At 58.7% G+C, this 23,303-nt stretch carries 22 protein-coding genes; 13 read left to right on the forward strand and 9 right to left on the reverse strand.

What is annotated here, in order from left to right; genetic code table 11:
* The first annotated feature begins 13 nt into the window (after nt 1-13).
* The 5 genes from QKB66_RS01665 to QKB66_RS01685 are packed head-to-tail and all read left to right on the forward strand — an operon-like array spanning nt 14 to nt 6,405.
* A complete protein-coding gene (locus QKB66_RS01665) occupies nt 14-790 on the forward strand; it encodes an electron transfer flavoprotein subunit beta/FixA family protein (RefSeq protein ID WP_414252540.1) in 777 nt (258 codons plus the stop codon).
* Nucleotides 791-799: 9 nt separating this feature from the next.
* On the forward strand, nt 800-1,741 hold the full coding sequence (locus QKB66_RS01670) for an electron transfer flavoprotein subunit alpha/FixB family protein (RefSeq protein WP_062041104.1): 942 nt from the start codon (nt 800-802) through the stop codon (nt 1,739-1,741).
* Entirely contained in the window at nt 1,741-2,850 is a 1,110-nt protein-coding gene (locus QKB66_RS01675) for a cysteine desulfurase family protein (RefSeq protein WP_414252541.1), read from the forward strand. The genes QKB66_RS01670 and QKB66_RS01675 overlap by 1 nt, the downstream gene beginning before the upstream one ends.
* A gap of 59 nt (nt 2,851-2,909) precedes the next feature.
* Nucleotides 2,910-4,112 (forward strand): alpha/beta hydrolase, encoded by a 1,203-nt coding sequence (locus QKB66_RS01680; RefSeq protein WP_248090577.1) that lies wholly within the window; start codon nt 2,910-2,912, stop codon nt 4,110-4,112.
* On the forward strand, nt 4,099-6,405 hold the full coding sequence (locus QKB66_RS01685; protein ID WP_414252542.1) for a bifunctional lysylphosphatidylglycerol flippase/synthetase MprF: 2,307 nt from the start codon (nt 4,099-4,101) through the stop codon (nt 6,403-6,405). Before QKB66_RS01680 ends, QKB66_RS01685 begins: the two co-directional genes overlap by 14 nt.
* On the opposite strand, the gene QKB66_RS01690 is transcribed toward QKB66_RS01685, so the two are convergent.
* Entirely contained in the window at nt 6,377-7,558 is a 1,182-nt protein-coding gene (locus QKB66_RS01690; RefSeq protein WP_414252543.1) for an HNH endonuclease signature motif containing protein, read from the reverse strand. The two genes, QKB66_RS01685 and QKB66_RS01690, sit on opposite strands and share 29 nt — an antisense overlap.
* 194 nt (nt 7,559-7,752) lie before the next feature.
* Between QKB66_RS01690 and QKB66_RS01695 the strand changes: the two genes are divergently transcribed.
* Nucleotides 7,753-8,853, forward strand: coding sequence for a glycoside hydrolase family 25 protein (locus QKB66_RS01695; protein WP_414252544.1), 1,101 nt, complete (start codon nt 7,753-7,755; stop codon nt 8,851-8,853).
* Here the strand turns inward: QKB66_RS01695 and QKB66_RS01700 are convergent.
* On the reverse strand, nt 8,834-9,655 hold the full coding sequence (locus QKB66_RS01700) for a spermidine synthase (RefSeq protein ID WP_414252545.1): 822 nt from the start codon (nt 9,653-9,655) through the stop codon (nt 8,834-8,836). The genes QKB66_RS01695 and QKB66_RS01700 overlap by 20 nt on opposite strands.
* A gap of 59 nt (nt 9,656-9,714) precedes the next feature.
* On the opposite strand from QKB66_RS01700, the gene mnmA reads away from it, so the two are divergent.
* Together mnmA and QKB66_RS01710 are read left to right on the forward strand one after the other, a co-directional pair.
* The gene (gene mnmA / locus QKB66_RS01705; protein WP_414252546.1) at nt 9,715-10,800 is read left to right on the forward strand and encodes a tRNA 2-thiouridine(34) synthase MnmA; all 1,086 of its coding nucleotides are present in this window, start codon (nt 9,715-9,717) and stop codon (nt 10,798-10,800) included.
* Entirely contained in the window at nt 10,800-11,711 is a 912-nt protein-coding gene (locus QKB66_RS01710; RefSeq protein WP_414252547.1) for a methionine synthase, read from the forward strand. The genes mnmA and QKB66_RS01710 overlap by 1 nt, the downstream gene beginning before the upstream one ends.
* Here QKB66_RS01710 and QKB66_RS01715 read toward each other — a convergent pair whose 3' ends face one another.
* From QKB66_RS01715 to QKB66_RS01730, 4 genes are all read right to left on the reverse strand, one after another.
* A complete protein-coding gene (locus QKB66_RS01715; protein WP_414252548.1) occupies nt 11,712-12,842 on the reverse strand; it encodes an AAA family ATPase in 1,131 nt (376 codons plus the stop codon).
* Between the two features lie 301 nt (nt 12,843-13,143).
* Nucleotides 13,144-14,154 carry a serine hydrolase domain-containing protein gene (locus QKB66_RS01720; protein WP_414252549.1) on the reverse strand — a complete coding sequence of 337 codons (1,011 nt, stop codon included), beginning with the start codon at nt 14,152-14,154 and terminating at the stop codon, nt 13,144-13,146.
* Nucleotides 14,154-14,663, reverse strand: a complete 510-nt coding sequence (locus QKB66_RS01725) for an ArsR/SmtB family transcription factor (protein ID WP_061922059.1) — start codon at nt 14,661-14,663, stop codon at nt 14,154-14,156. Before QKB66_RS01725 ends, QKB66_RS01720 begins: the two co-directional genes overlap by 1 nt.
* A 38-nt stretch (nt 14,664-14,701) precedes the next feature.
* Nucleotides 14,702-15,373: a 3'-5' exonuclease gene (locus QKB66_RS01730; protein WP_096337348.1), complete on the reverse strand. Its 672-nt coding sequence runs from the start codon at nt 15,371-15,373 to the stop codon at nt 14,702-14,704.
* Between the two features lie 54 nt (nt 15,374-15,427).
* Between QKB66_RS01730 and ligA the strand changes: the two genes are divergently transcribed.
* Complete coding sequence (ligA, locus tag QKB66_RS01735) at nt 15,428-17,446, forward strand: NAD-dependent DNA ligase LigA (protein WP_414252550.1); 2,019 nt, start codon at nt 15,428-15,430, stop codon at nt 17,444-17,446.
* Here the strand turns inward: ligA and QKB66_RS01740 are convergent.
* Nucleotides 17,436-18,098, reverse strand: a complete 663-nt coding sequence (locus tag QKB66_RS01740) for an amino acid-binding ACT domain protein (protein ID WP_062044258.1) — start codon at nt 18,096-18,098, stop codon at nt 17,436-17,438. The two genes, ligA and QKB66_RS01740, sit on opposite strands and share 11 nt — an antisense overlap.
* A gap of 209 nt (nt 18,099-18,307) precedes the next feature.
* Here QKB66_RS01740 and gatC point away from each other — a divergent pair, with 209 nt between their 5' ends.
* Nucleotides 18,308-18,610 carry an Asp-tRNA(Asn)/Glu-tRNA(Gln) amidotransferase subunit GatC gene (gene gatC / locus QKB66_RS01745; protein WP_414252551.1) on the forward strand — a complete coding sequence of 101 codons (303 nt, stop codon included), beginning with the start codon at nt 18,308-18,310 and terminating at the stop codon, nt 18,608-18,610.
* Nucleotides 18,610-20,094 (forward strand): Asp-tRNA(Asn)/Glu-tRNA(Gln) amidotransferase subunit GatA, encoded by a 1,485-nt coding sequence (gatA, locus tag QKB66_RS01750; protein WP_414252552.1) that lies wholly within the window; start codon nt 18,610-18,612, stop codon nt 20,092-20,094. The genes gatC and gatA overlap by 1 nt, the downstream gene beginning before the upstream one ends.
* A gap of 7 nt (nt 20,095-20,101) precedes the next feature.
* Here gatA and QKB66_RS01755 read toward each other — a convergent pair whose 3' ends face one another.
* Complete coding sequence (locus QKB66_RS01755; RefSeq protein ID WP_061922175.1) at nt 20,102-20,425, reverse strand: hypothetical protein; 324 nt, start codon at nt 20,423-20,425, stop codon at nt 20,102-20,104.
* A gap of 49 nt (nt 20,426-20,474) precedes the next feature.
* Between QKB66_RS01755 and QKB66_RS01760 the strand changes: the two genes are divergently transcribed.
* A complete protein-coding gene (locus tag QKB66_RS01760) occupies nt 20,475-21,863 on the forward strand; it encodes a DHA2 family efflux MFS transporter permease subunit (protein ID WP_414252553.1) in 1,389 nt (462 codons plus the stop codon).
* Between the two features lie 10 nt (nt 21,864-21,873).
* A complete protein-coding gene (locus tag QKB66_RS01765) occupies nt 21,874-22,905 on the forward strand; it encodes an ATP-dependent 6-phosphofructokinase (RefSeq protein ID WP_414252554.1) in 1,032 nt (343 codons plus the stop codon).
* A gap of 56 nt (nt 22,906-22,961) precedes the next feature.
* Here the strand turns inward: QKB66_RS01765 and QKB66_RS01770 are convergent, their stop codons facing one another.
* On the reverse strand, nt 22,962-23,282 hold the full coding sequence (locus QKB66_RS01770; RefSeq protein ID WP_179294375.1) for a DUF4261 domain-containing protein: 321 nt from the start codon (nt 23,280-23,282) through the stop codon (nt 22,962-22,964).
* Nucleotides 23,283-23,303 lie beyond the last annotated feature (21 nt).

Below are 23,303 nucleotides of genomic sequence, written 5' to 3' on the forward strand. Positions count from 1 at the left end.
AGGGAAGTGTCCAATGCCCGCAATCGTGGCTCTGGTCAAACACGTACCGGATACCTGGTCCACCAAGTCCCTCGAGGAAGACCACACCCTCGACCGCACGAGCGTCGACAACGTCATCGACGAGGTCAACGAGTATTCCGTCGAGCAGGCACTGCGCATCAAGGAAGCAAACCCAGACTTCCGCGTCGTCGCAGTGACCATGGGCCCTGCCGGCGCTGACGAAGCTTTGCGCAAGGCCCTCGCGATGGGCGCAGACGACGCAGTACACGTGCTTGACGACGCTCTTTCCGGCGCCGATGCACTCTCTACCGCCTGGACGCTCAACGCGGCCATCAACACCATCGAGGACGTCCAGATCATCACCCTGGGCAACTACTCCTCTGATGCTTCCACCGGCCTGCTGGCTGGCCTGCTTGCTGAGTACCGCCAGGTCCCGGCGATGACCGAGCTGAAGTCCCTGAGCCTCGAAGGCGGCGTCCTGCGCGGTGTGCGCGAGGACGCTCACGGCCACTGGGAGCTGGAGGCAGCCCTGCCAGCCATCGCGACCTTCACCGATAAGGCCGATAAGCCGCGCTTCCCGAACTTCAAGGGACTCATGGCGGCCAAGAAAGCCGAGATCACCACCCTCGACGTGGCCTCCCTTGGCATCGATGCCGTGGCACCAACCACCACGGTGACAGCCGCCGCCCAGCGTCCTGCCCGCACCGCGGGTGAGGTCATCACCGAGCCGAATCCGCAGGAAGCCGCAAAGCAGATTGCCGACTTCCTCGCCGCGAAGAACCTTATCTAGGAGCCGAAAATGTCTCACGTATACGTACTTGTAGAGCACGAAGATAACGCCCTTAGCCCTGTTACCGGTGAGCTGATTACCGCAGCGCGTGCGCTGGGTACCGTTTCCGCAGTCGTCGTCGGCAAGCAAGCAGATGCCTTCGATTCCGAGCTGGCAGCCCTTGGCGCCGCACAGATCGTGCAGGCAAGCGCTGAGGACTACGAGCGCCGCATCATCCTGCCCGAGGTCGATGCCCTGCACGCCCTCGCCGCCGCGAACCCAGCCCCAATCGTGCTAGCTGCGACCCCGACCAACAACGAGATTGCCGGCCGCCTTTCCGCGCGTCTGGCTTCCGGCGCCCTCGTCAACGTCGACGAGATTAACGCCGATGGCTCCGCGCACTTGACCATCTTCGGCGGTTCCTACGAGACCACTGCTACAGCGTCTGGCGCGAGCCCGATCTATACCCTGCGCCCAGGCGCAGTCGCCGCGGATCCACAGCCGGTGGCCGTCGCCCCGGCGCCGATGCCCCTGCCGGCCGCAACTGCCAAGGACGTCACTGTCACCTCCTTTACCCCTCATGAGAAGTCGGCTCGTCCGGAGCTGACTGCCGCGAAGGTAGTTGTCTCTGGTGGCCGCGGCGTCGACGACAACTTCTCCACCATCGTGGAGCCGCTTGCCGACGCCCTCGGCGGCGCCGTCGGTGCCACCCGCGATGCAGTCGATCAGGGCTTCTACGACCCTGCACACCAGGTGGGCCAGACCGGCGTCACGGTTTCTCCGGATTTGTACATCGCGCTTGGCATCTCCGGTGCTATCCAGCACACCTCCGGCATGCAGACCTCCGGCACCATCGTCGTGGTTAACCAGGATCAGGACGAGCCTTTCTTCCAGATCGCTGACCTCGGCGTCGTCGGTGACGTCCATGAGATTTCCCCGGCTTTGGTCGCTGAGCTGGAGTCTCGCAAGTAATGTCGCACTACTTTGACTATGCGGCTACTCAGCCGATGCGCCAGGTGGCCATCGATGCGTGGGTGGCCGCCGCTGGCGCGGTAAACTCCGGCGCGCAGTATGCCTCGGGCCGAAAAGCCCGTTCCGTGCTCGACGACGCCCGCGAGAAAATCGCGGATATTCTTGGCTGCGAGCCGATCGAGGTCATCTTCACCTCTTCCGGCACCGAAGCTGACAACATCGCCATCCAAGGCTTGTACCGTCTGGGCTCCACCAACCGCGTGGTTTCGACTCCTATCGAGCACCCAGCCGTGCGCGATAGCGTTGCCCAGCTGCCGGATGCACAGGTCGATCTTCTGCCCGTCGATCGTTATTCCCACGTCAGTGACTTCTCCGCACTAGATACGACTGCCGACGTTGCCACCTGCATGTGGGCAAACAACGAGACCGGTGCCATCCAGCCAGTTGCCGAGATCGTGCGCCGCGCAAACTTAGTTGGCACCCCAGTTCACATCGACGCAGTGCAGGTCACAGGCAAGCTGCCCATCGACTTCCACGAGCTCGGTGCTACCACGCTCGCGGCGAGCGCCCACAAGTTCGGCGGCCCACGTGGCATCGGCTTGCTGCTTGCAAAACGCAGCCCAGCCCCGCAGCCCATCGCCTTCGGAGGCGGCCAAGAAAGAGGCATCCGCCCTGGCACCGTTGACGTCGCCAGTGCTTCTGCTCTTGCGGCTGCGCTCGAGGAGTCTGTCTCCGAGATCGATTCCGAGACCAAGCGCGTAGGTGCGCTTCGTGACCAACTACGTGCCGGCATTCTCTCCAGCATCGACAACGTCATCCTCAACTGTGAGGAACCGATGTTGGCTTCGCACCTGCATGTGTCCTTCCCCGGAACCGACGGCGACAGCCTCATCATGTTGCTCGATTCATTGGGTATCGAGGCCTCGACCGGCAGCGCCTGCCACTCCGGTGTCAACCGCATGTCACATGTCCTCGAAGCGATGAATGTGTCCGAATCTGATGGAATCGGTTCGCTGCGTTTTACCCTTGGTAGGAACACAACGCCTGCCGACGTCGAGTACGTCCTGGCGCAGCTTCCCGACGTCGTCAAGCGCGCCCGCAGCGTATAAGTACCGACCTCCCAGGTACTTAACAGCCTATTTGGCCAGCGCAGGCCTATGATTTAGGAGTGAATTTCCTCCTTGGCCTGCCGCTGGCCGAACCCGTAAATGGGGCGATATATGCGGTCATCGTGGTTCTTTCCGCGATAGTTGTTGCATGGGCGCGCAAGATTGTGCCTGTTGTTTTGGCTTTGTTTATGTCGATTGGTGCCTGGTATTTCCTCCGGCATTGGGATATCCCTGCACATGTCTTCGTCGCCTCTGGTATCTGCCTCGCCGCACTGCTGCGTAAGCCGAAACTTTCCACGACGCTCGCGGGCATCGCATCACTCGTTGCAGTCGTCGCGCTAGTCAACCTCGAGTACCAGACCTATCCCACGGTCGCTTCCCTCGATCCGCGACCGGTGGCCCAAACCATTCCCGCCTCCGAACTAGCCTCGCACACGGGCAATTCCGCCGGTCTGGTTCATCTCGACTTACCAAGCCAAGGATTCAAAGCCCGCGAAGCTACCGCCTATTTGCCGCCAGCCTATTGGAGCGGAAAGCGCCTGCCGGTGCTCGTTTTGCTCCATGGCAATCCCGGTGGCCCAACCCAGTGGTTTGGAACTGGCGAAGCCGCACAGACCGCCGATGAATTTCAGAAGGCAAACGGGGGAGTATCGCCCATCGTCGTAGCAGTTGACGCCACCGGTTCTGAAACCGCTAACCCTGTTTGCGCGGACTCTCAATCCGCCAAGGTAATGACCTATCTGACCAAAGATGTTCCAGCCCAGATCAAAAAGCAATTGCGCGTTGACGAAGACCAGTCGCATTGGACTCTCGGCGGCCTTTCCTACGGAGGTACCTGTACTTTGCAGGTTGCCACCAACCATCCCGAGGCCTTCGGAACGTATTTGGACTTCTCCGGTGAGGCGGAGCCGACCATCGGCAAGCATGCCGATACCGTCCAGAAGTTCTTTGGCGGAAATGAGCAAGCCTTCCAGGCGCAAAATCCGGCCTTCTTGCTGAAGAAAAATCGCTATCCCGGGCTCAGTGTCGTCTTCTTTGCAGGCGACAAGGACAAGCCCGCGATTGCTGCTCAAAACCAACTTGCTGAGCTCGTTCGCGGGGCAGGCGGAAAGACTTATGTCGGTGCTCTAAGCGGTGGCCACTCCTTCGGGGTGTGGCGCCCAGCACTGCGTCAATCCTTCGCTTTTGCTGCGCGCCGCGGGGGACTTACAGCCATCCATGACCCATTCCATGGAATCGAGGACAACGATGTTCATACTTAAGCAATTTCCCGTAACTTTGCTCCTGATTGTGGTCATGTGGGTTCTCCACTTCGTGGACAATGATTGGGTTGAGGCAACCGGTTTGACCACCGTCACAATTGGCGGATCCGTCGTTGTAACCTTCTTCGCCATTCTTTTCGGTGGCCCTGCCGAGCGAGTCTTGGGCAGCAGGAAATACCTCGTCGTTGGCCTTTTCCTTCAGTTTCTTTCGTTACCGATTGCCTTTTTCATCGCGCGAGGCGTCGAAGTATCGGGCCTGAACCGATGGGGCGACGATCTCCTCAACAGCTACCTCTTTACACCAATAGGCTGGATTTTCGGCTCTGCGATGTATGCCTCCGCGAAGATGCCGCGCCTGTGGAAGCGCCGTTTTCGGGTTATCATCCTCGTTCTTGCGTTCACGAACGTCTTTTATGCTGGCTCGATGGCCGACATCTTGGGACTTACCGCCGCGGTATTCGGCCTCTTTTTAGGCCTGTGGCGTCATCCGCGGGAGACCGCAAAGCCCTCGTTGCGCGAGCGGCGCGTGCTCGTCGCTTTCATCCTCATCGCGGTTGCCATTAGTCCGGTGCTGGTTGCTATCAATCCAATCGCCGAAGGCCCGTTTTCCCTCCTCACCGAGCTGATGTGGGGGCCTGCGCTTTCCGACGTCGCGGTTGAGGTTCTCTGCACCCTCGACGAAACGTCCAGGGACTGTATATCCGCGGCCGACGTCGCACGCATGCATGGTGTCGGTCCCTTGCTTGCCAACCTCATGCCGCTGCTTATCCAACTCGTATTGTGTTTCGGGCTCGTGCGTGGCCGCCATGCTGCGTGGGTACTTTCGTGCCTCATCCAAGTTGCTTCCTTGGCCTTCCTGCTCGTTCAGCTGTGGGACCTAGACCAAGACGGTTTCTTCATCTACGGGCTTAACCTATTCGAGGCCCTGTTGCCCTGGTTGTTCTGCCTCGCTGTGCTCATGTACTCTCGCCGGCTCTTCCAAGTTCGTGAAGCGCCGCAGATTATTAAAAAGCACGCGGCCTGGCTGGGTGGGGTATTCCTTATTTGTTCTGCCACCTGGTTGCTTTCTACATTGTTGGTGAAGTCTGCCTTTCTGGGCGGGGCGTCGCTAAGCGCAGCGTTGGCGGAGTGGCCGTTGCGCTTCTTGCCTGTAGTAATAACGCTCGTCTCTCCCCATGAATTGGTGCCGGCAAGTGGATTTGGCTGGTTTGTTTATTCGTGGGTCGGCAACGTGTGGTGGCTGTGCGTTATTTGGGCGCTGTGGCGGTGCTTCTCCTCGCCCTCGGACCCGCAACGGGAATCGGACCGCTCGCGGGCACGGGAAATCCTGCAGCGCCGAACTGGCGATCACCTATCCTTCATGACCTTGTGGGAGGGGAACAGATATTTCTTCGCCGGCGATTCCTTCGTGGCATATCGCGCTTCCAATGGCGTTGCTTTGACATTGGGTGGACCGGTTGGCGATGACATCTCTCGAGAGTTCGAGGAGTTCGTCAAATCTCAGGGACTAACTCCTGCGTGGTATTCGGTGGCAAGCGATTTCGCGGTTTCTCATCCTGGATTGAAGCGGCTTCAGGTCGCGGACGAGGCGGTGTTGAGCTGTGAAAACAAGGAGTTCAAGGGCAAGAAGTTCCAGAATATCCGCACTGCGCGAAATAAGGCAGCAAAAGAAGGCGTGACCACAGTGTGGACCACGTGGGATCAACTCGATGTTCCTGTTGCCGCCGCTTTGGTCACGCTGAGCGAAGAATGGGTCGGCGAGAAGGCCCTTCCAGAGATGGGCTTTACTCTGGGAGGTATCGACGAGATGCAGGTTTCAGGTACTCGTCTCCTTTTGGCTCTAGACGATGATGGTCTGGTGCACGGCATGACCAGCTGGCTGCCGGTGCGGCGAGATGGGCAGTTGGTGGGCTACACCCTCGATGTGATGCGCCGTAATGAGCGAGGTTTCAAAGGGGTCATGGAGCTGTTGATTTCTGAGGCGCTCGTTATCGCGGCGGGTGAGGGCTGTGATTGGATTTCGCTTTCGGGCGCTCCGTTGGCAGGGACGACCGAGAATCCTTCGACCTTAGATTCACTGCTGATGAAACTCGGCGAGCAGATGGAACCGCTTTACGGCTTTCGGTCTTTAGCCGCAAGCAAGCGCAAGTTCCAGCCGGAGGAGCACAAGTGGTTCCTGTGTTATGAGGATGAGTTATCCCTCCCAGCGATTGGCCTCGCGGTGGTCCATGCTTACCTTCCGAATCTGAAGGCCACCGAGGCGCTTAAGGCACTTCGTCATTCAAACACTTAGCGTGCGCCTCCCTTCGCCGGGATTCAATGGCTTGGGCAAACGTTTGTACCCAGTTGCGCTTCTTGGGCGCTAGCGGGCCGGTTGGTTCGTCATACTCCCAGCGCCCATCGTCGAAGAGCCAGACGATGTCCCCGGTGAGCGGGTCCATGATGTAGTTGGCTCGGCCATCGGTCTTGATGTTGTGATGGTGCTGGCAGAGGCTCGCGAGATTCGAGCCTGCGGTCGGTCCGCCTTCGGCAAAGTTGATGCGGTGATCCTTCTGGCAGTCCTGCGCGGGTCTGTCGCAGTGTGGCATGCGGCAAGTGCCATCGCGGCCTTCGACGAAAGCGCCGATGGTAGAAGGTGTGGTGTAGCTAGGGCGCTCCGCGGTAGCGGCCTTGGCCATGTCACGTACGATCTTTGGCTCGAAGGAATCTGCGATCTCGGGGGAGACCCAGCCGACACCCTGGATGAAAGCGGGTGCATTGGGAATATCCGAGGCGCGGTACATATTCAGGATGACGATGGTCTCGGAGTTAGCCTCTCCACGGATGAGTTTTTCGAGCGCTTCTGCAGGAGTTATCTCCAGTTTCTCGGCGGTGTCCTTTATGCGTTGGTCGAGCTCATAGGCAGTTGCTGGTTCGTATTCGGCGCTAATGGCTTCTTTTCCACCGGGCACAGGGTAAGTGGAGTAAGAGTTGTTGGCTTCTTCCTCGCCCTTTTCAGGATCTACTTCTGGAGCGAGGAGTTTGATGAGGTCATGGATAAAGGTGCGGATGGCACGGCTAGAGGGCAAGACTTCTGCTGGGCTGGTGGGAGTGAAGAACTCACAAAGGGCTTCATCGACGCGTTGGAGAATCTCGGGAGTGGGTGCGCCTAGCTTGTTAAGGGCGGAGTCGATAGTGCACAGGCGTGTCATATCGAGGAAGTAGGAATCGAGCTGCATCGTACGCAGGCGTGGAAGTTCGCGTAGGCGATAGAGCGCGAAGGCGATGTTTTTAGTTTTGGTTTTCCCAAGGCCGGTATGTGTGGCCAAACTATGGATAACTAGTTCGATGTCAGAATCGAGATCGGGGAGGTTATTTTCCCATTGTTCGAACTCGAGCTTACGGATGTTGCGGGCTGAGGTTGCTAATGTGCTGGAAGGGTCATTTACAAGGTAATATGCTTCCAATTTTCCATACCCCCGTTGGAATAAACTGCCTTGAAATCTTCATGCCCTCATTATATCCAGCCCACCGAACCCAATCAACAGAAAATCGAAAATATGTACGATTGATAAGGGACGGGAAAACTGGGCAAAAATAAAAGCAAAGATACGCGTGTTACTAAAGGGGATTGTGTTGTTTCGTCGGTACAGTAGCGCGCATGACTTCATCTAAGGGAATGCGCAAGGCTATCGTCGCCGTTGTTGGTTCTGTGGCGCTTGCTGTCGCAGGCACGATGACAGCCGGCGCCTGGACCTCCGGTGCGACCACGGGTATCGATATCGCAAACCATCAGCACCCGGGCGGGGCTCCGATCAACTGGGGCGAAGTAAAGTCCGACGACCAGTCCTTTGCGTTCGTTAAGGCGACCGAGGGCTCCGACTGGACGAATCCCCACTTCATCACCGACTCGAACGCTGCCGCAGCGAGCGGTCTGAAGGTTGGTGCTTACCACTACGCGCGCCCGGCGTCGTCAGCCACGCGTCAGGCTGCACACTTCGCTGCACAGCTTGCGCTGGTTCCGAATCAAACGCTGCCGCCCGTGCTTGATATTGAGGTTGATGAAGGTCTTTCTTCGGCACAGCTCGAGCAGTGGATCCGTGATTTCACCACGGAGCTGCGCACGCTAACCGGCCGTACCCCGATGATCTATACCTATAAATATTTCTGGATGGGGCAGATGGGGAACACCACGGAGTTCTCCGACATGCCGCTTTGGCTCGCGGCCTACCAGGATGAGGCGCCGGATCCAGTCGGTGGCTGGAATAAGATTTCCTTCTGGCAGCGCTCCGGCTCTGGCCGCGTCAACGGCATTACCGGTCCGGTCGATATGAACGTCTTCAACGGCAACGAGGGCCAGCTGGATTCCTTCAGTAACGGCAACTACCTGGACATCGGTGGCATCCTCGAGGGGCTTGTGCTTGGCGACGACGCGCCAGACCTGAGCTCCAACAGCGCACCGCTGATCGGCGCGATCCTCGCATTGGCAGCGGGCATCATTGCGAGCCCGCAGCTTATCGACGCCGCACAGCAGGCTGGCTTGGACGGCAACTCTGCGAGCGTCTTCACGGACTTCGTGAAGCAGCTGACCAAGAATGGTTCCTTGCCGATTGAGGACCTGGTTGGCATGGCCTCCGGTGACTTCACCGTCGGTGACCTTGCAATCCTTCTAGACAACGCTGGCCACGTTGCCACCGCCAACGGCGCCAATCCGAACCAGGTCGAGCAAGCGCAGGACGCGGTTAATCAACTAGCGCAGTAGCACCTTGCGAGGAGTTCGCGGTCCATGCTTCGTCTTTATAGTGTGCAGGGACCGCGCCCGATAACAGTGATTTTGCCAGTTGTGCGGCTTCCACGGAGCCGGCAGCTGGCATTTCGCGATCTGAGGCGAGAAGAACGATGTTGCCGTAACGCCGTCCCTTGAGCATCGGGGGATCCGCGATTACGGCCACGTGCTCGAATACCTCCTTCATTCCGGCCAATTCCGACTTTGCGATTTTGAGATTTCGGTGATCTCCGCAATTGGCAACGTAGAGTCCTCCAGGCGCCAAGGCGCGGTGGACCGATTGAAAGAACTCGCGGGTAGTAAGCGGATGCGGGGTCTTATCGCCAGCGAAGACATCGCGAATAATGACGTCGCGGCTAGCGGGTGCGAAGCCATCGGTGACCGCGCGAGCTTCGCCGGCGCGGATTTTGACGGTGGGGGAACGGGGGACGTCGAAAAGCGTGCGTACTAATTCGCCGAGCTTGGCATCGAGTTCCACTACGGTATGGCGGGACTTGGGCCAAATGCTGGCGAAATAGCGAGGGAGCGAGCAGCCTGCACCACCCAGATGCGTCATGCGGAGGGCATCGGGTGCCACTGGCAGAAGCGTTTCGACTGCGGCGGCAATCCAGCGCATGTACTCAAACTCGAGGATTTCCGGCGCACCCAACACGATGTGGCTTGAAGGAACTCCATTGACCATGAGTGTGTATCCGCTATCGTGGTACTCGTCCGCCACCACCTCCGCGGTGCCCGTAGAAATTTCGTAGGTGCCAACGAGATCGTCCTTTTTGCGCATGCATTTAAGCTTAATGGGTTGGAAGAGTAAGCTTGGCCGCCGAAGAATAAGGAGTTTAAGTGCGAGTTCTCGTAGCGATGTCTGGCGGAGTCGATTCCTCTGTGGCCGCAGCCCGCGCCGTGGAAGCAGGCCACGATGTGGTGGGAGTGCATTTGGCACTGCACAAAGATGCACAACAAACCCGCGAAAAGGCCAGGGGTTGCTGTTCCTTGGAGGATTCTGCAGACGCGCGTCGCATTTGTGACAAGCTGGGTATTCCTTTCTACGTTTGGGATTTTTCCGAGCAGTTTAAGGAAGAGGTCATCGGGGACTTCGTGGATTCTTATGCCCGCGGCGAGACTCCGAATCCGTGCCTGCGCTGCAACGAGAAGATCAAGTTTCGCGCGCTACTCCAAAAAGGTATGGCGTTGGGCTTCGACGCCGTAGCAACGGGCCATTACGCCACGCTTGACGACGCCGGCTATATGCGCCGTTCCAAGGATGAAAACAAGGATCAGTCCTATGTTCTGGGCGTTATTTCCGCGGAGGAACTAGAGCATTGTTATTTCCCGATCGGCGATACCCCAAAGCCGCAGATTCGCGAGGAAGCGGCCCGTCATGGCTTTTCCACGGCCAAAAAGCCTGACTCCTATGACATTTGCTTTATTCCGGATGGCAATACGCAGGCATTTTTGGGCTCGCGAATTGGTTTGCGTCCAGGCATGATCGTGGACCAGGAGGGCCAGGAGCTCAAGCAACATGACGGTGCATGGAACTACACCATCGGTCAGCGCAAGGGCCTTGACATCAAGGAGCCGACGGCAGACGGACGCCCGCGCTATGTCACCGACATCGATGCAGCGAGCGGCACCGTGACCGTGGGTTCGCGCGAGGACTTGGCGGTGACGAGCATTCAGGCAGATCGCTTGAAGTATCTGCACCCGGCCATGGACGGCGAGCTGGAGTGCGAGGTTCAGGTTCGCGCGCACGGGTCGGTTGTGCCTTGCAAGGCATACGTGGACCGCGATGGCGACAAGATGACGCTGGAGCTAAAAGAACCACTCTCCGGTGTGGCACGCGGCCAGGCCGCAGTGCTGTACCTGCCAAGCCCCGATGAGCTGGGGGATATCGTCCTCGGTTCCGGCACCATCTGCGGGACGGCATAGTGACGGGATTTTCGCTGGGGCCGATGCGTGGGGTTTCCATGACGGAGGCCGCCGACATCGTGATGGGCGAGTCTGGACATCTGCCGGCGATTCCGCAGCTTCCCGAGCGCGGGCTCGGTGCGGATGCCGTGGGTTCTACGGCCGCGCTTTTAGAAGCGATCAACGTTGACCGCGGCCCACGCGCGTGGCAGATGACCCAGCGCCCACAGCTGATGATGCGACGCACCTGGGATCTGTGGGAGCGTGATTTGGACGCCATCCAAGAGGTATGGGGCGAGTCTGTCCCCGTATTTAAGATGCAGGTTTTGGGGCCGTGGAGCTTAGCAGCGGCGGTAGAGCTTGCGAATGGACACCGCGTGCTTTCCGACGCCGGTGCTACCCGCGATCTGCATGAAGCCCTGCAGATGGGCATCGGGGAGCACGTGAAGAAGCTGGTGCGTCGCTTCCACGGTGAGGTGCGGGTGCAGGTGGACGAGCCATTGCTTGGCGACGTCCTCGCCGGCAAGGTTCCCGGCACCACCGACTTTGACGAGATTCGCGCGGTCCCAGCGGAAGTTGCTCGGGAGAAGCTAAAGGAGCTGGGCGCGGAGTACCTAGTCGCGGGGCCGCATTGGGAAGTAGCGGGCGCGGCGAAGACTTTTGTGACTGATTCTGCAGGACTGGGCACCGCGCAAAACATCGATGGACTTGGCGAGTTCTTAAGCGAAGGCAAGCGAATCGGTTTCGCAATTGCAGGCGTCGATGCGCGGGCAGAAGCCGTGGCTGTGGCCCGGCACTTTGACCGCATGGGAATGTCACGGCAGCTCCTGGTGGATGCGGTGGACGTGGTGCCAAGGGAGACGTCGGCAAGCACGCTGCGCTCGGTCGTGGAGACGGCGGGCATGTTGGTGCGCGACGCCGGTGATCTCTAGCTAGTCGACCCTGCCGAGCTTGTCGGTGGAGTTGAAGAAGCGCTCCATGTAGGGGATGACGAATTGCAGCTCGCCGTGGGCGGCGGGCTCGATGAGGTCAGCGTCTATGAGTCTTTGGCGCGTTGCCGAAAGCGAGCGGACCGTGCGGCCTTGGCTTTCTGCAATCTCCGTAATCGTGGCGATGCCATCAACGGAAGCACTAGACATCGAGTCAAGGAACTGGCGCTGAGCAGGAGGCAGCGAGGACGCGGCAGGCAAGTGCACTTGGGTGCACAGAATGGAAATGGCCTCGTCGGCGATGCTGTCTACGTCTGAAGCTTCAATCTTGGTCTCGTCGCGTGCGTTTGCGCGCTCCCAAGCCAAGGAACCCACCAGCTGCACGAGGTATGGGTAGCCCTTCGACAGCTCGACGGCCTTGCTGATGGCCTCCTCTGAGAAATTAAGCCCCGAGTCAGCTGCGGTGGCAGTAAAGGCTTCGGCAGCGTTGCCTGCAGAAAGCGGACCTAGAACGAATCTTTGGGCGCGGCGCAGGAAAGTAACGCCTGGGAGATCGAGCAGGCGGTTGACGCCTTGCGGCAATCCAGCGGCGACAAAGGAAATGTCGAGCTCATCGCGCAAGAGATCCTGGTAGGCCACTGCGATAGAAGTGAGATCTTCTACTGAGGCGTCTTGCACTTCGTCGATGCTGAGCAGAATTCCGACCCCGGATAGTTGGGCGAGGAGATCGCGGAGGCGGGTATTCAACGTGGGCTTATAAGGCTCATCCGTGTTGTGCTCCAGGCCGATTGAGCCGACCCCGCCGATTCCGATTCGGTTGATTTTCCGCTTATCTCGGGGCGCGAGTTGCTCGATCAACCGCGGAATGGTGGTCTCGACGAGCTCCTCGACCATGTTGGTGCGCCCAGAAGCCCGAATGCATATCCAGCCTTGTGTTTTCGCAGAATCTTCCAGTTCATTGAGCAGAACCGTCTTCCCGATACCGCGTGCACCGCTGACGATCATCGTGCGAGCGGAGGCGCCGGCTGGGGACTGCAGGGCATTGCGGAATGCATCGAGCACAGCAGTACGGCCCACCCAATAAAGAGGCGGAACTCCGAAGGTTGGGCGAAAAGGATTACTGCGGATGCTCATAGACGGCAAGGCTACCTCAAACAAGGAGATTTGGGAGATTTGGGAGACTTTTTGGCGGCCGGAGATTTGGGAGACTTTCTACGAAAGGCCACTTTTCCAGCATAAAGTGCCGTCATGGCTACCAAAGCGTACCACCAGAACATGCTGAGTTCGGAGTTCCAAGGCAGGGTTCGCCCAAGGAGAGCAACGACAATGCAGGTTATGCAAACGTCGACTATGCGAATTGTGGATACTGTTTTAGTTCTCACGAGGTGCCATGCAATGTTCAGCAGAAGACCGATAATTACTACAAGTGAAAACATCAATGTAGCTCCCCAAAAATAGTGCGAGCGAGTTCTTCAGTGCCCTTTTCGGTGTCGTTTGAGACGAAGGCTACTTTTGAACTCTGCGGATCGATAATGAGCATTGTCGAATATCCGTAAGTGCCTCCGTTGTGCCAGTAACCAGCGGGAACTGGGGCCTCGTTTTCTTGCCAGCCATGCTGGAAGTCGCCATGTTCGATGAGCCAATTGGCGAACAAGCTCATGTCTTTGGGTGTTGACCGAATACCGCCGGCGGCGCCACTTGCTGGAAATTCCCAGGGTTGAGCCTTTTGTCCGCGACCGGTGTAGCCACGCGGGGCATCGGAAGGAACGCTGCCTGGGGTCATGAGGTAAGTCTCGTGCATTCCAATCGGTGCAAAGATTTTCTCTTGTAGCAGTTGTTCGAAAGGCTTACCGGAAGCCTCTTCCAAGATGAGCCCGAGGAGTCCGTAGCCGAGGTTGGAATAATTCTCTTCGCCGCGACCTGCGAGGTCGGAGGAAGTGGCGGCATCGATGAGTTGCTCTTTAGTTTCTTTCGCGTAGGGGTTGCCTCCTGTGAGCATGGTGGAGATTCCGGTAAAGGGATTAGTTGCAGCGAGTCTTGGTAGCCCAGATGTGTGCTCCATTAGCTCTTCGATGCGCACATCGCTGATAGGGGAATCGCCGGTATCAAGAAACTGACCAACCCTAGCGTCGTATTTGAGGTTGCCTTCAGAGACCTCTTGGCGGATGAGTTCCGCGGTGAACATCTTGGTTACCGAACCGATTTCGACCTCGGTATGTTCGTCGGCACCAAGGCCTGCGAAGGAGGTCTCGCCGTTCGCCAGTGTAAAGGTCGTCAGATTGTGGTGTCCGCGCTGCGCATTGTCACGCAGCTTCTGGGCTAGGTCGGTCGAGCCAGTGGCCTCGGTTGCCAGGGCAATGCGGTGAGGGCCTACCAGGACAAGGCCGGATGCTACGAGAGCAGTGACCAGGAATCCGATTGCGAGTTTGCCAATGGAAAAGTTCATTAGTGCGCCTCCGTCGCGGTGATGATTGTCATGAGGGGGATGACGCGGGTCGGCCGGATTTCGAAGGTGCCGGACTTGGATTTGGCGATCCACCCGGCGCTGCTGAGTTCGTTGAGGTGGTGATATGCGGTTCCTGTGGAGCTAGCCAGCCTCTCCTGTACAAGGTCGCTGGCGCTGGCGGGTGCACACAGGAGGCGACGCAGGATCTCCGCGCGGGTGGGATGTGCGATGGCGGTAAGACGTTTGATGTTTTCTTCCCAAGACTCGTCGGTGACGAATTGGGTGGGGCGCTGCCATTGGTATTTGTACTCGCGATTGCCGATGGTGACGTCGCCGCCAAAGATGACGGAGCCGTCGGGAATGCCGGGCCCTTCTTCGAGGGCCTCGACGAGCCAGTAGCGGGAATCGGATTGTGTTTCTACATGCGTATTGCCTTCAAGAGTGGCGACTCGCTGTTCAAGAGATGCGAGTCGCTGCTCAAGAAGGTTCGAAGAGGTACTGGAATTCATATTTCTAGAATTCCAGAATTTTAAAAAATCTGCAATGTTTAGCTAATCATCGGCCACGCAGTGGAGACGTCGCTTGCGTCCTTACCTTGACCTTCCAAGTACTTCTTGAAGGATTCACGGTCCTTGTACCACTCGACGGCCTGGTACTCCATAAGCTCGTCGGTGCTCATTTGGGATAGCTCGGGGTAGCGCTGGCGGACCTGCATCCACGCGATGCGGGCTGCGGCGAGTGCGTCCGAGGTCGCCTCGTGAGCGTTTTCGAGGGTGACGCCGTAGTGTGCAGAGACGTCGCCAAGCGTTCGCTTGCCCTTGCGCCACTTGTCCTTGACGCGATCAACTACGAAAGGATCGAAAACAGGGCCGGTGACGGTGAAGTCACCGGTGAGCGCGCGCAGGACGGAGAGATCGTAGGCGGCGTTGTAGACGATGAGGGTGAGGCCATCTTCCCACGCCTGCTTGATGGAGCGGACGGTCTCTTCGAGGACTTCGTCATGCGGTTGGCCCTCGGCGCGGGCCTTCTCAGTGGTGATGCCGTGGACCTTTGCAGCGGCCTCAGGGATTTCAACGCCTGGGTCGGCGAGCATTTCGCGTTTGTCCACTTCACGGCCATCAATACGGACCAATGCGGAGGTGACGATTCGTGCTTCTTTTGGGTTTACGGAGGTGGTCTCGAGGTCGAAGGAGAGCATGCGGCTGGCGTCGAAGTTCATGTGGAACACTCTAGCGCTTCGGCCAGACATGGAGTCTGGCTAGACTGTTTCACTGTGACTAATCCAGTAGATATCCAACGCGAATGGTCCGAACTAGCGCAGGAAGTGCGCAAGCACCGGGAGCTGTATTACAACGGTGAACCCGCGATTCCAGATGCAGATTTCGACAAGCTTTTCCAAAAGCTTCTGCAGCTAGAGGCAGAGCATCCGGAGTTGGCGGTTCCGGATTCTCCGACCCAGCAGGTCGGCGCGACCCCAGCCGAGGGCGCGGATATTGAGCACTTGGAGCGCCTCTACAGCTTGGACAATGTCTTCGATGAGGCAGAGATGCAGGATTGGCTGGATAGGACTCCGGCGAAGTCTTATCTGACTGAGTTGAAGATCGATGGGCTTTCTATTGACTTGGTTTACCGCGGCGGCAAGCTTGTTACGGCTGCAACGCGTGGCGACGGCCGCATCGGCGAAGATATCACTGCGAATGCGCGGGTTATTCCGGATATCCCGCATGAACTCAGCGGCAGCGATGAATATCCCGTTCCGGAGCTGGTGGAAATTCGCGGCGAGGTGTACATGCGCCCTGACGAGTTTGCGGAGATTAACGCGGCACGCCGCGAAGACGGCAAGCCGACGTTTGCCAATCCGCGCAATGCAGCGGCAGGTGGCTTGCGCATGAAGGACCCGAACGAGGTCAAGAAGCGTCGCCTGCACATGGTCTGCCATGGCATCGGTGCCCGTGAGGGTTTTGAGCCGACCTCCCAGCATGATGCGTACAAGGCGCTGGAAGCCTGGGATTTACCGGTTTCGCCATATACAAAGAAGGTCAGCTCGGCTGCAGCCGTGCAAAAGGAAGTGAAGTATTGGGCGGAGCATCGCCATGATGCTTACTTCGAGATGGATGGTCTCGTGGTCAAGGTCGATGACTTGGCTTCACAAAGGGCGCTGGGCGCGACGTCGCGTGCGCCGCGCTGGGCCATCGCGTACAAGTACCCGCCGGAGGAAGTGACCACGAAGCTGCTGGACATCGAGGTCGGCGTGGGACGTACCGGCAGGATTACGCCGTTTGCAGTGATGGAACCGGTATTCGTTTCTGGTTCGACGGTGTCGAAGGCGACCCTCCACAACCAGTTCGAGGTCAAGAACAAGGGCGTGATGATTGGCGATACCATCGTCATCCGCAAGGCCGGCGAGATCATCCCTGAGGTGCTGGGGCCCGTTCTTGAACTGCGCGACGATAGCGTGCATGAGTGGGTCTTCCCAGAGAATTGTCCTTCCTGCGGCACCAAGCTGGCACCGCAAAAAGACGGCGATCAAGACTGGCGTTGTCCCAATACGCGCAGCTGCCCGGCGCAGCTTGCCGCCCGCCTGGAGTATTTGGCTTCCCGCAAAGGCATGGACATTGAGGCCTTGGGCGAAAAGGCCGCGGTGGATCTCATCGAGTCGGGCGTGCTTGTCGACGAAGCGGAACTCTTCGATTTGGATGAGGAAAAGCTGCTGCAGTCTTCTGCCTATACGACTAAAGCTGGAAAGCTCAATGCGCAAGGCAAAAAGCTGTTGAAGAACTTGGAAAGCGCGCGGCAGGCTGACTTTTGGCGCGTGCTGGTGAGCCTTTCGATCCGCCACGTTGGCCCGATTGCCGCGCGTGCATTGGTGACGAGGTTCGGGTCTATGGAGGCGCTGCGCGCGGCGTCGGAAAGCGAGCTGGCGGACACCGATGGTGTGGGCGGGATTATCGCGGCGTCGTTTAAGGCGTGGTTCGAAATCGACTGGCACCGCAACATCGTGGAAAAGTGGGCGAATGCTGGCGTGACTATGGAAGATACGGTCACCGAAAAACTAGAGCAGACGCTCGAGGGGCTTACCATCGTCGTGACTGGCACCTTGGAGGACTTCTCCCGCGACTCGGCGAAGGAGGCCATCATCGCAAGGGGAGGAAAGGCTTCTGGCTCGGTGTCTAAGAAGACTGACTACGTCGTGGTTGGTGAGAACGCCGGCTCGAAGGAGACGAAGGCGAGGGATTTGGGCCTGACCATCTTGGATGAGGAGGGCTTTAAGGAGCTGTTGGCTACTTCCTAAGGAAAGCACCCAAAATCGTGCCGAGATTGCCCAAGTGGTCTACCTCGGAAGCGAGGTAGTCCGGCCCGCCCACGCGGCCCATGACGATGACGTAGTTGGTGCCAACCAGTGGGGCTGCGGCGAGTGCGGAATCGAGAAGTGACCAAGACTCGGGGATCCACTCCTCGCGGTCTGGGTTCAAGATTCGGGCAGTGTCGACGTCAATGCTTTCGGGGATGGTGCCGTCGTCGGCGGGAGCAGCATCGGAGCTGGCGAGGCGGCTAATCGGGGATTCGTTGTTAATGACGATGGCCCAGTTAGAGGTAAGTGACTTTGGGATTGCGGCGCATACTTCCTGCATAGCGGCGGTGACGTTCTTCTTGGAAGCGACGTCGGCAAGCAAGCTAATCTGGCCGCGGCGGTCGACGCGGCCGCTGAAGGGGCGGATCGAATCGATATCGACACCGTCGACGCCTTGGGCGGCGGTGATGATTTCATCGGCCATTGCGCCCTTGGGTAGCTCAATCACGATGTCATCCATGACTGAACCATCGGGGAAGTTTTCCACGATGTCGACGGATTCGATATTGGCGTTGACGTTGCCTAAAGCGTCCGCTAACTTGCCTAAGCTACCGGGGGTATCGGGAAGGAGGACACGGACGAGGAAGGACATTTTTAACTTTCGGTCGTAAGAATAGTTTTCACTATCGTACAAGCCCAATTCCACAGTGTTCAATAGAAATTTTCTGGAAAACCGGAATTAAATTCGCGCGTAGGTGATCGGGGACCGGTGCTGTGTTGGAACCTGTTCGTGCAGTACCATGGTGCGATAGCTACAAGAATGTAACCAATCACGTCTGTGTATTAAAGGATGGAGAACGCGTGTCTGAGATTTCGCGTGAAGAGGTCGCGCACCTGGCTAAGCTGTCGCGCCTTGCGCTAAGCGACGAAGAGCTGGAGCAGTTTGCGACGCAGATCGACAAAATTGTTGATTCCGTGTCTGCCGTGGGCAAGGTCGACGCCGAGGGCGTCGAGCCGATGTCCCACCCGCACTCTGTGGTCGCTCCGATGCGTGAGGACATCATCGTGCGCACCCTGACCGCCGAGCAGGCCTTGGATCAGGCTCCGGCTGCCGAGGATGATCGTTTCGTAGTACCGCAGATTTTGGGTGGAGGAGAAGAATAATGTCGACTTTCATTGCACCTGAAGAAGGAATTTTAAGCCTTTCCGCTGCGGAGCTGGCGGATAAGATCCATTCTCGTGAGCTGACCTCCCGCGAGGTGACGCAGGCATTCTTGGATCGCATCGCGGAGACCAACGACGAGCTCAACGCATTCCTCTACGTCGGTGCGGAGCAGGCGCTGGCTACTGCCGACGCCGTCGATAAGGCGCTCGATGCGGGCGAAAAGCCGGCCTCCGCACTGGCTGGCGTTCCTCTGGCTCTGAAGGACCTGCTGGTTACTACCGACGCCCCGACTACCGCAGCTTCCAAGATGCTGGAAGGCTGGATGTCACCTTATGACGCAACCTTGGTCACCAAGCTACGTGAGGCGGGCATCCCGATTCTGGGCAAGACCAACTTGGACGAGTTTGCAATGGGTTCCTCCAATGAGAACTCCGCGTATGGCCCGGCACATAACCCGTACGACACCGAGCGCACCCCGGGTGGCTCCGGTGGCGGTACTGCTGCAGCTCTTGCGGCAGGCCAGGCGCCGTTGGGCATCGGTACCGATACTGGCGGATCGATCCGTCAGCCGGCAGCGCTGACCAATACCGTCGGCGTGAAGCCGACCTACGGCACCGTTTCTCGTTATGGCCTCATCGCTGCTGCTTCTTCTTTGGATCAGGCTGGCCCCACCGCCCGCACGGTTCTGGATACTGCGCTGCTGCATGAGGTTATCGCTGGCCACGACGCATTCGATGCAACCTCCGTGGATAAGCCGGTCGCGCCGGTCGTGGAGGCTGCTCGCGAAGGAGCAAAGGGCGATCTTACTGGCGTCAAGGTCGGCCTCATTAAGCAATTTGAGCGCGACGGCTGGCAGCCGGGCGTCATGGAGGCTTACCACGCAGCGGTAGAGCAGCTTAAAGAACAGGGCGCGGAGATTGTCGAGGTGGACTGCCCGCACTTTGATGATGCGCTGGCCGCCTACTACCTGATTATGCCGTGTGAGGTTTCTTCTAACCTAGCGCGCTTCGACGGCATGCGCTATGGCCTGCGCGAGGGCGACGATGGATCGCACTCCGCAGAAGAGGTTATGTCTTTGTCCCGTGCGGCGGGCTTTGGTCCTGAGGTCAAGCGCCGCATTATGCTGGGCACTTATGCGTTGTCCGTGGGCTACTACGATGCGTACTACCTGCAGGCACAGCGCGTGCGTACGCTGATTGCGCAGGACTTTGAGAAGGCCTTCGAGAAGGCCGATGTCTTGGTTTCCCCGACCACCCCGACCACCGCATTCAAGCTGGGCGAGAAGGTTGAGGATCCGATGGCGATGTACAACTTCGACCTGTGCACGCTGCCATTGAACCTCGCGGGTGTGTGCGGCATGTCCGTGCCCGCCGGCATGGCATCTGATACCAACCTGCCGACGGGCCTGCAGATCATGGCCCCGGCCTTCGCAGATGACCGCCTGTACAAGGTCGGCGCTGCCTACGAAGCTGGCCGTAAGTAGCTAGCTTTTACTTCGCGTCTGAGAGGACGTAGGAAGCACCCGCGGAGGCCGCCGTTACGCTCAGCACGGCGGGCCACGCGCCAATCTTCTTGGCCAGCGGGTGCGAGGCGCCGAATGCGCCTACATAGAGCGCGGACAGGGCAGCGGTGGTAGCTGGGTTGGTCTTTGCCAACCAGCTGCGGCCGGCCCAGATTCCCGCTGCACCGAGGATGACGCCGCCCAGCGGGCGAATGCCGGTCTCCTTGGCGCTGAGCCAGCCACCGATGAGGCCAAAGGCCACGGTGGTAGCAGTGGATACTTGCTGTGGTTTCTTGATATCGATCATTGCCATGTCGGCCAGTTTAGGCCCGTGTCCGTGGCTGTCGCTAGACTTCGCAGTCATGAATGTGCCCACTTTTGAAGCTGAAGGATTACCACCAGAGCGGCAGGCGTGGCGGGCGATGTTCGCCTTGTCTCTGGGCTTTTTCGTGTCATTGCTCGATCAGTCAATGATCGCAGTTGCTTTGCCCAGTATCCAGAAAGGGCTAGGTGCCTCTATCAACGGGGTGCTGTGGGTCTCGGCTATTTATTTGTTGGGCGTGGTCGTTCCATTGCTGTGCACGGGCCGCCTGGGAGACATTTTCGGGCAAAAGCGAATGTTCCAACTGGGCGTGAGTGTATTCGGTTTGGGTGCGCTGGCCTGTGCTTTAGCGCCCAATATTTCGGTTCTGATCGCCGCCCGAGCGGTGCAGGGCGTCGGCGCCTCGTTGCAGATGCCGCAGTCGATGGCTGTCATCAATCGCGTCTTTGCCCGCGAGCGGCGGGGACGTGCGCTTGGCGTGTGGGGAGTTATTGGTTCGGTGGCTTCACTTTTGGGACCTTTGCTGGGCGGATTCCTTGTTGGTGGCTTTGGCTGGCCGGCAGTGTTTTGGGCGCACGTTCCTTTCGTGGTTGCGGCAGTGGTGCTTTCGGCCATGTGGGTTCCGGCGCTTAAGACCACAGCGCGCAAGGTCGACGGCGTTTCGGTGGCGGTGTCCTTTATTGCTTTGAGCGCCCTCGTGTTCGGCATTCAGCAAGGCCCTGAGACTGGCTGGGATGGCTGGATTTGGGCACTGTTGGCCGTAGGACTCGCAGGCCTGGGAGCCTTTGTGTGGCTGCAATCTCGAGCTGGCAGCGAGGCTTTGGTGCCGCTGCGGCTTTTCGACGACCGCAATTACTCCGCGGGCAGCTTCGCAATCGTTGCTATGGGCTTTATGGCCGCGTCGATGATGCTGCCCATCATGTTGTGGCTACAGCAGGACAAGGGGGTTGGGGCGGCAACTGCGGGAGTCATCGTGGCGCCGATGGCACTGGTGTCTTTACTGATTTCACCGGTGGCTGGGATCTTGGCGGATCGCTTGGACCCGCGGCGGTTGGCGATTACCGGTTTCGTGATTATGGCGGCGTCGTTTAGCGCGGCGCTTGTGGTGATTAACCTAGATTTCGGCGCGTGGTGGATGTGCGCGCCGATTGCTGTGCTGGGCTGCGGGCAATCCTTCATCTGGGGCTCGAATGCAGCGACCACTATGCGCGACGTACCGCCAGAGCTAATGGGGGCTGCTTCGGGCGTGTACAACACCTCGCGCCAGGTGGGCTCGGTCCTCGGCGTCGCGGCAGTCTCGGCCGCACTTCAGGTGGCGGGTATCTCTGCAGCACTGTTCGTCATCATAGCGGTGCTTGTAGTCGGTGGGCTGGCTTCCTTAAGCTTTCGGGACACCCTGCACGGTGCGAGCGAAATTATGAGCGGGTAAGTTGGAACTCATGCGCCTTGCTGTACTTACCTCCGGCGGCGATTGCCCCGGCCTGAATGCTGTTATCCGCGCGGTTGTTCGCACCGCTTCCAACGAATTCGGTTCCACTGTCGTGGGCTACGAAGACGGTTGGGTAGGCCTGATGGAAGATCGCCGGCGAGATCTTTATGACGACGCCGAGATCGATCGCATCCTGTTGCGTGGCGGAACCATTCTGGGTACCGGCCGTCTGCACCCAGATAAGTTCAAGGCTGGCCTGGATACCATCAAGGCAAATATGGAAGACGCCGGCGTTGATGCGCTCATTGCCATCGGTGGCGAGGGCACGCTAAAGGGCGCGAAGTGGCTGTCCGACAATGGCATTCCGGTCATTGGTGTACCTAAGACTATTGACAACGATGTTAACGCCACCGACTACACCTTCGGTTTCGATACCGCAGTATCCGTGGCTACTGACGCTATCGACCGCCTGCACACCACTGCTGAGTCCCATGACCGCATCCTCATCGTGGAGGTCATGGGCCGTCACGTGGGCTGGATTGCACTGCACGCGGGCATGGCTGGTGGCGCGCACTATACGGTCATTCCCGAGGTGCCTTTCGATATCGCCGACATCACCAAGGCGATGGAACGCCGTTTCCAGATGGGCGAGAAGTACGGAATCATCTGTGTGGCTGAGGGGGCGTTGCCGAAGGAAGGCACCATGGACTTTGAAGAGGGCGGAGTTGATCAGTTCGGTCACCAGACCTTCAACGGTATTGGCCAGGTTATCGGTGACGAGATTAAGAAGCGCACCGGCTACGACGTGCGTACCACGGTGCTAGGGCACATCCAGCGTGGCGGTACGCCGACTGCTTATGACCGTGTGCTTGCAACGCGCTACGGAGTCCATGCCGTTCGCGCCGCTCACGATGGCAAGTCGGGCATGTGCGTGGCGCTGCATGGCGAGAGCATCGACCTGGTTCCGCTGGAAGAAGCCGTGGGCAAGCTGAAGGTTGTTCCGCCGAAGCGTTATGCCAACGCCCAAGCGTTGTTTGGCTAGATAGGACGCATATAAAAAATGTCACCTCGCCTGTGAGGTGACATTTTTCGTTTTGCCTAGAAATGGATGCGAAGGGCGGGCACGTCGGCGTCGACAATCCACGGCTCCGCAGTGATGCGAATCGGGGGTTCGCCCTCCGCGAAGGCCATGGTGTCGCCATCCTTTAAGGTCGCGCCTTGTTGAGCGTAGTCAGCAATGTTGGCAAGCATGGAGTACAGCTCGTCGGGGCTGCCCTGGAAGTCGCGGATCTGGAGTTCTGGGTGGCCGAGCATGGGCATGCCCAAAGTATAGGCCTGAAGGCCGTTGTCGTCCTGTGCCACCCAAGTGGACGCGAGGTAGTGCGCGGGCAGCTTATCGGCCATCATAGGGGAATGCATGCGCGTTCGTGGCTTCATACT

The sequence above is a fragment of the Corynebacterium sp. c25Ua_89 genome (genome assembly GCF_047459735.1).
GTDB classification, from domain to species: domain Bacteria; phylum Actinomycetota; class Actinomycetes; order Mycobacteriales; family Mycobacteriaceae; genus Corynebacterium; species Corynebacterium simulans.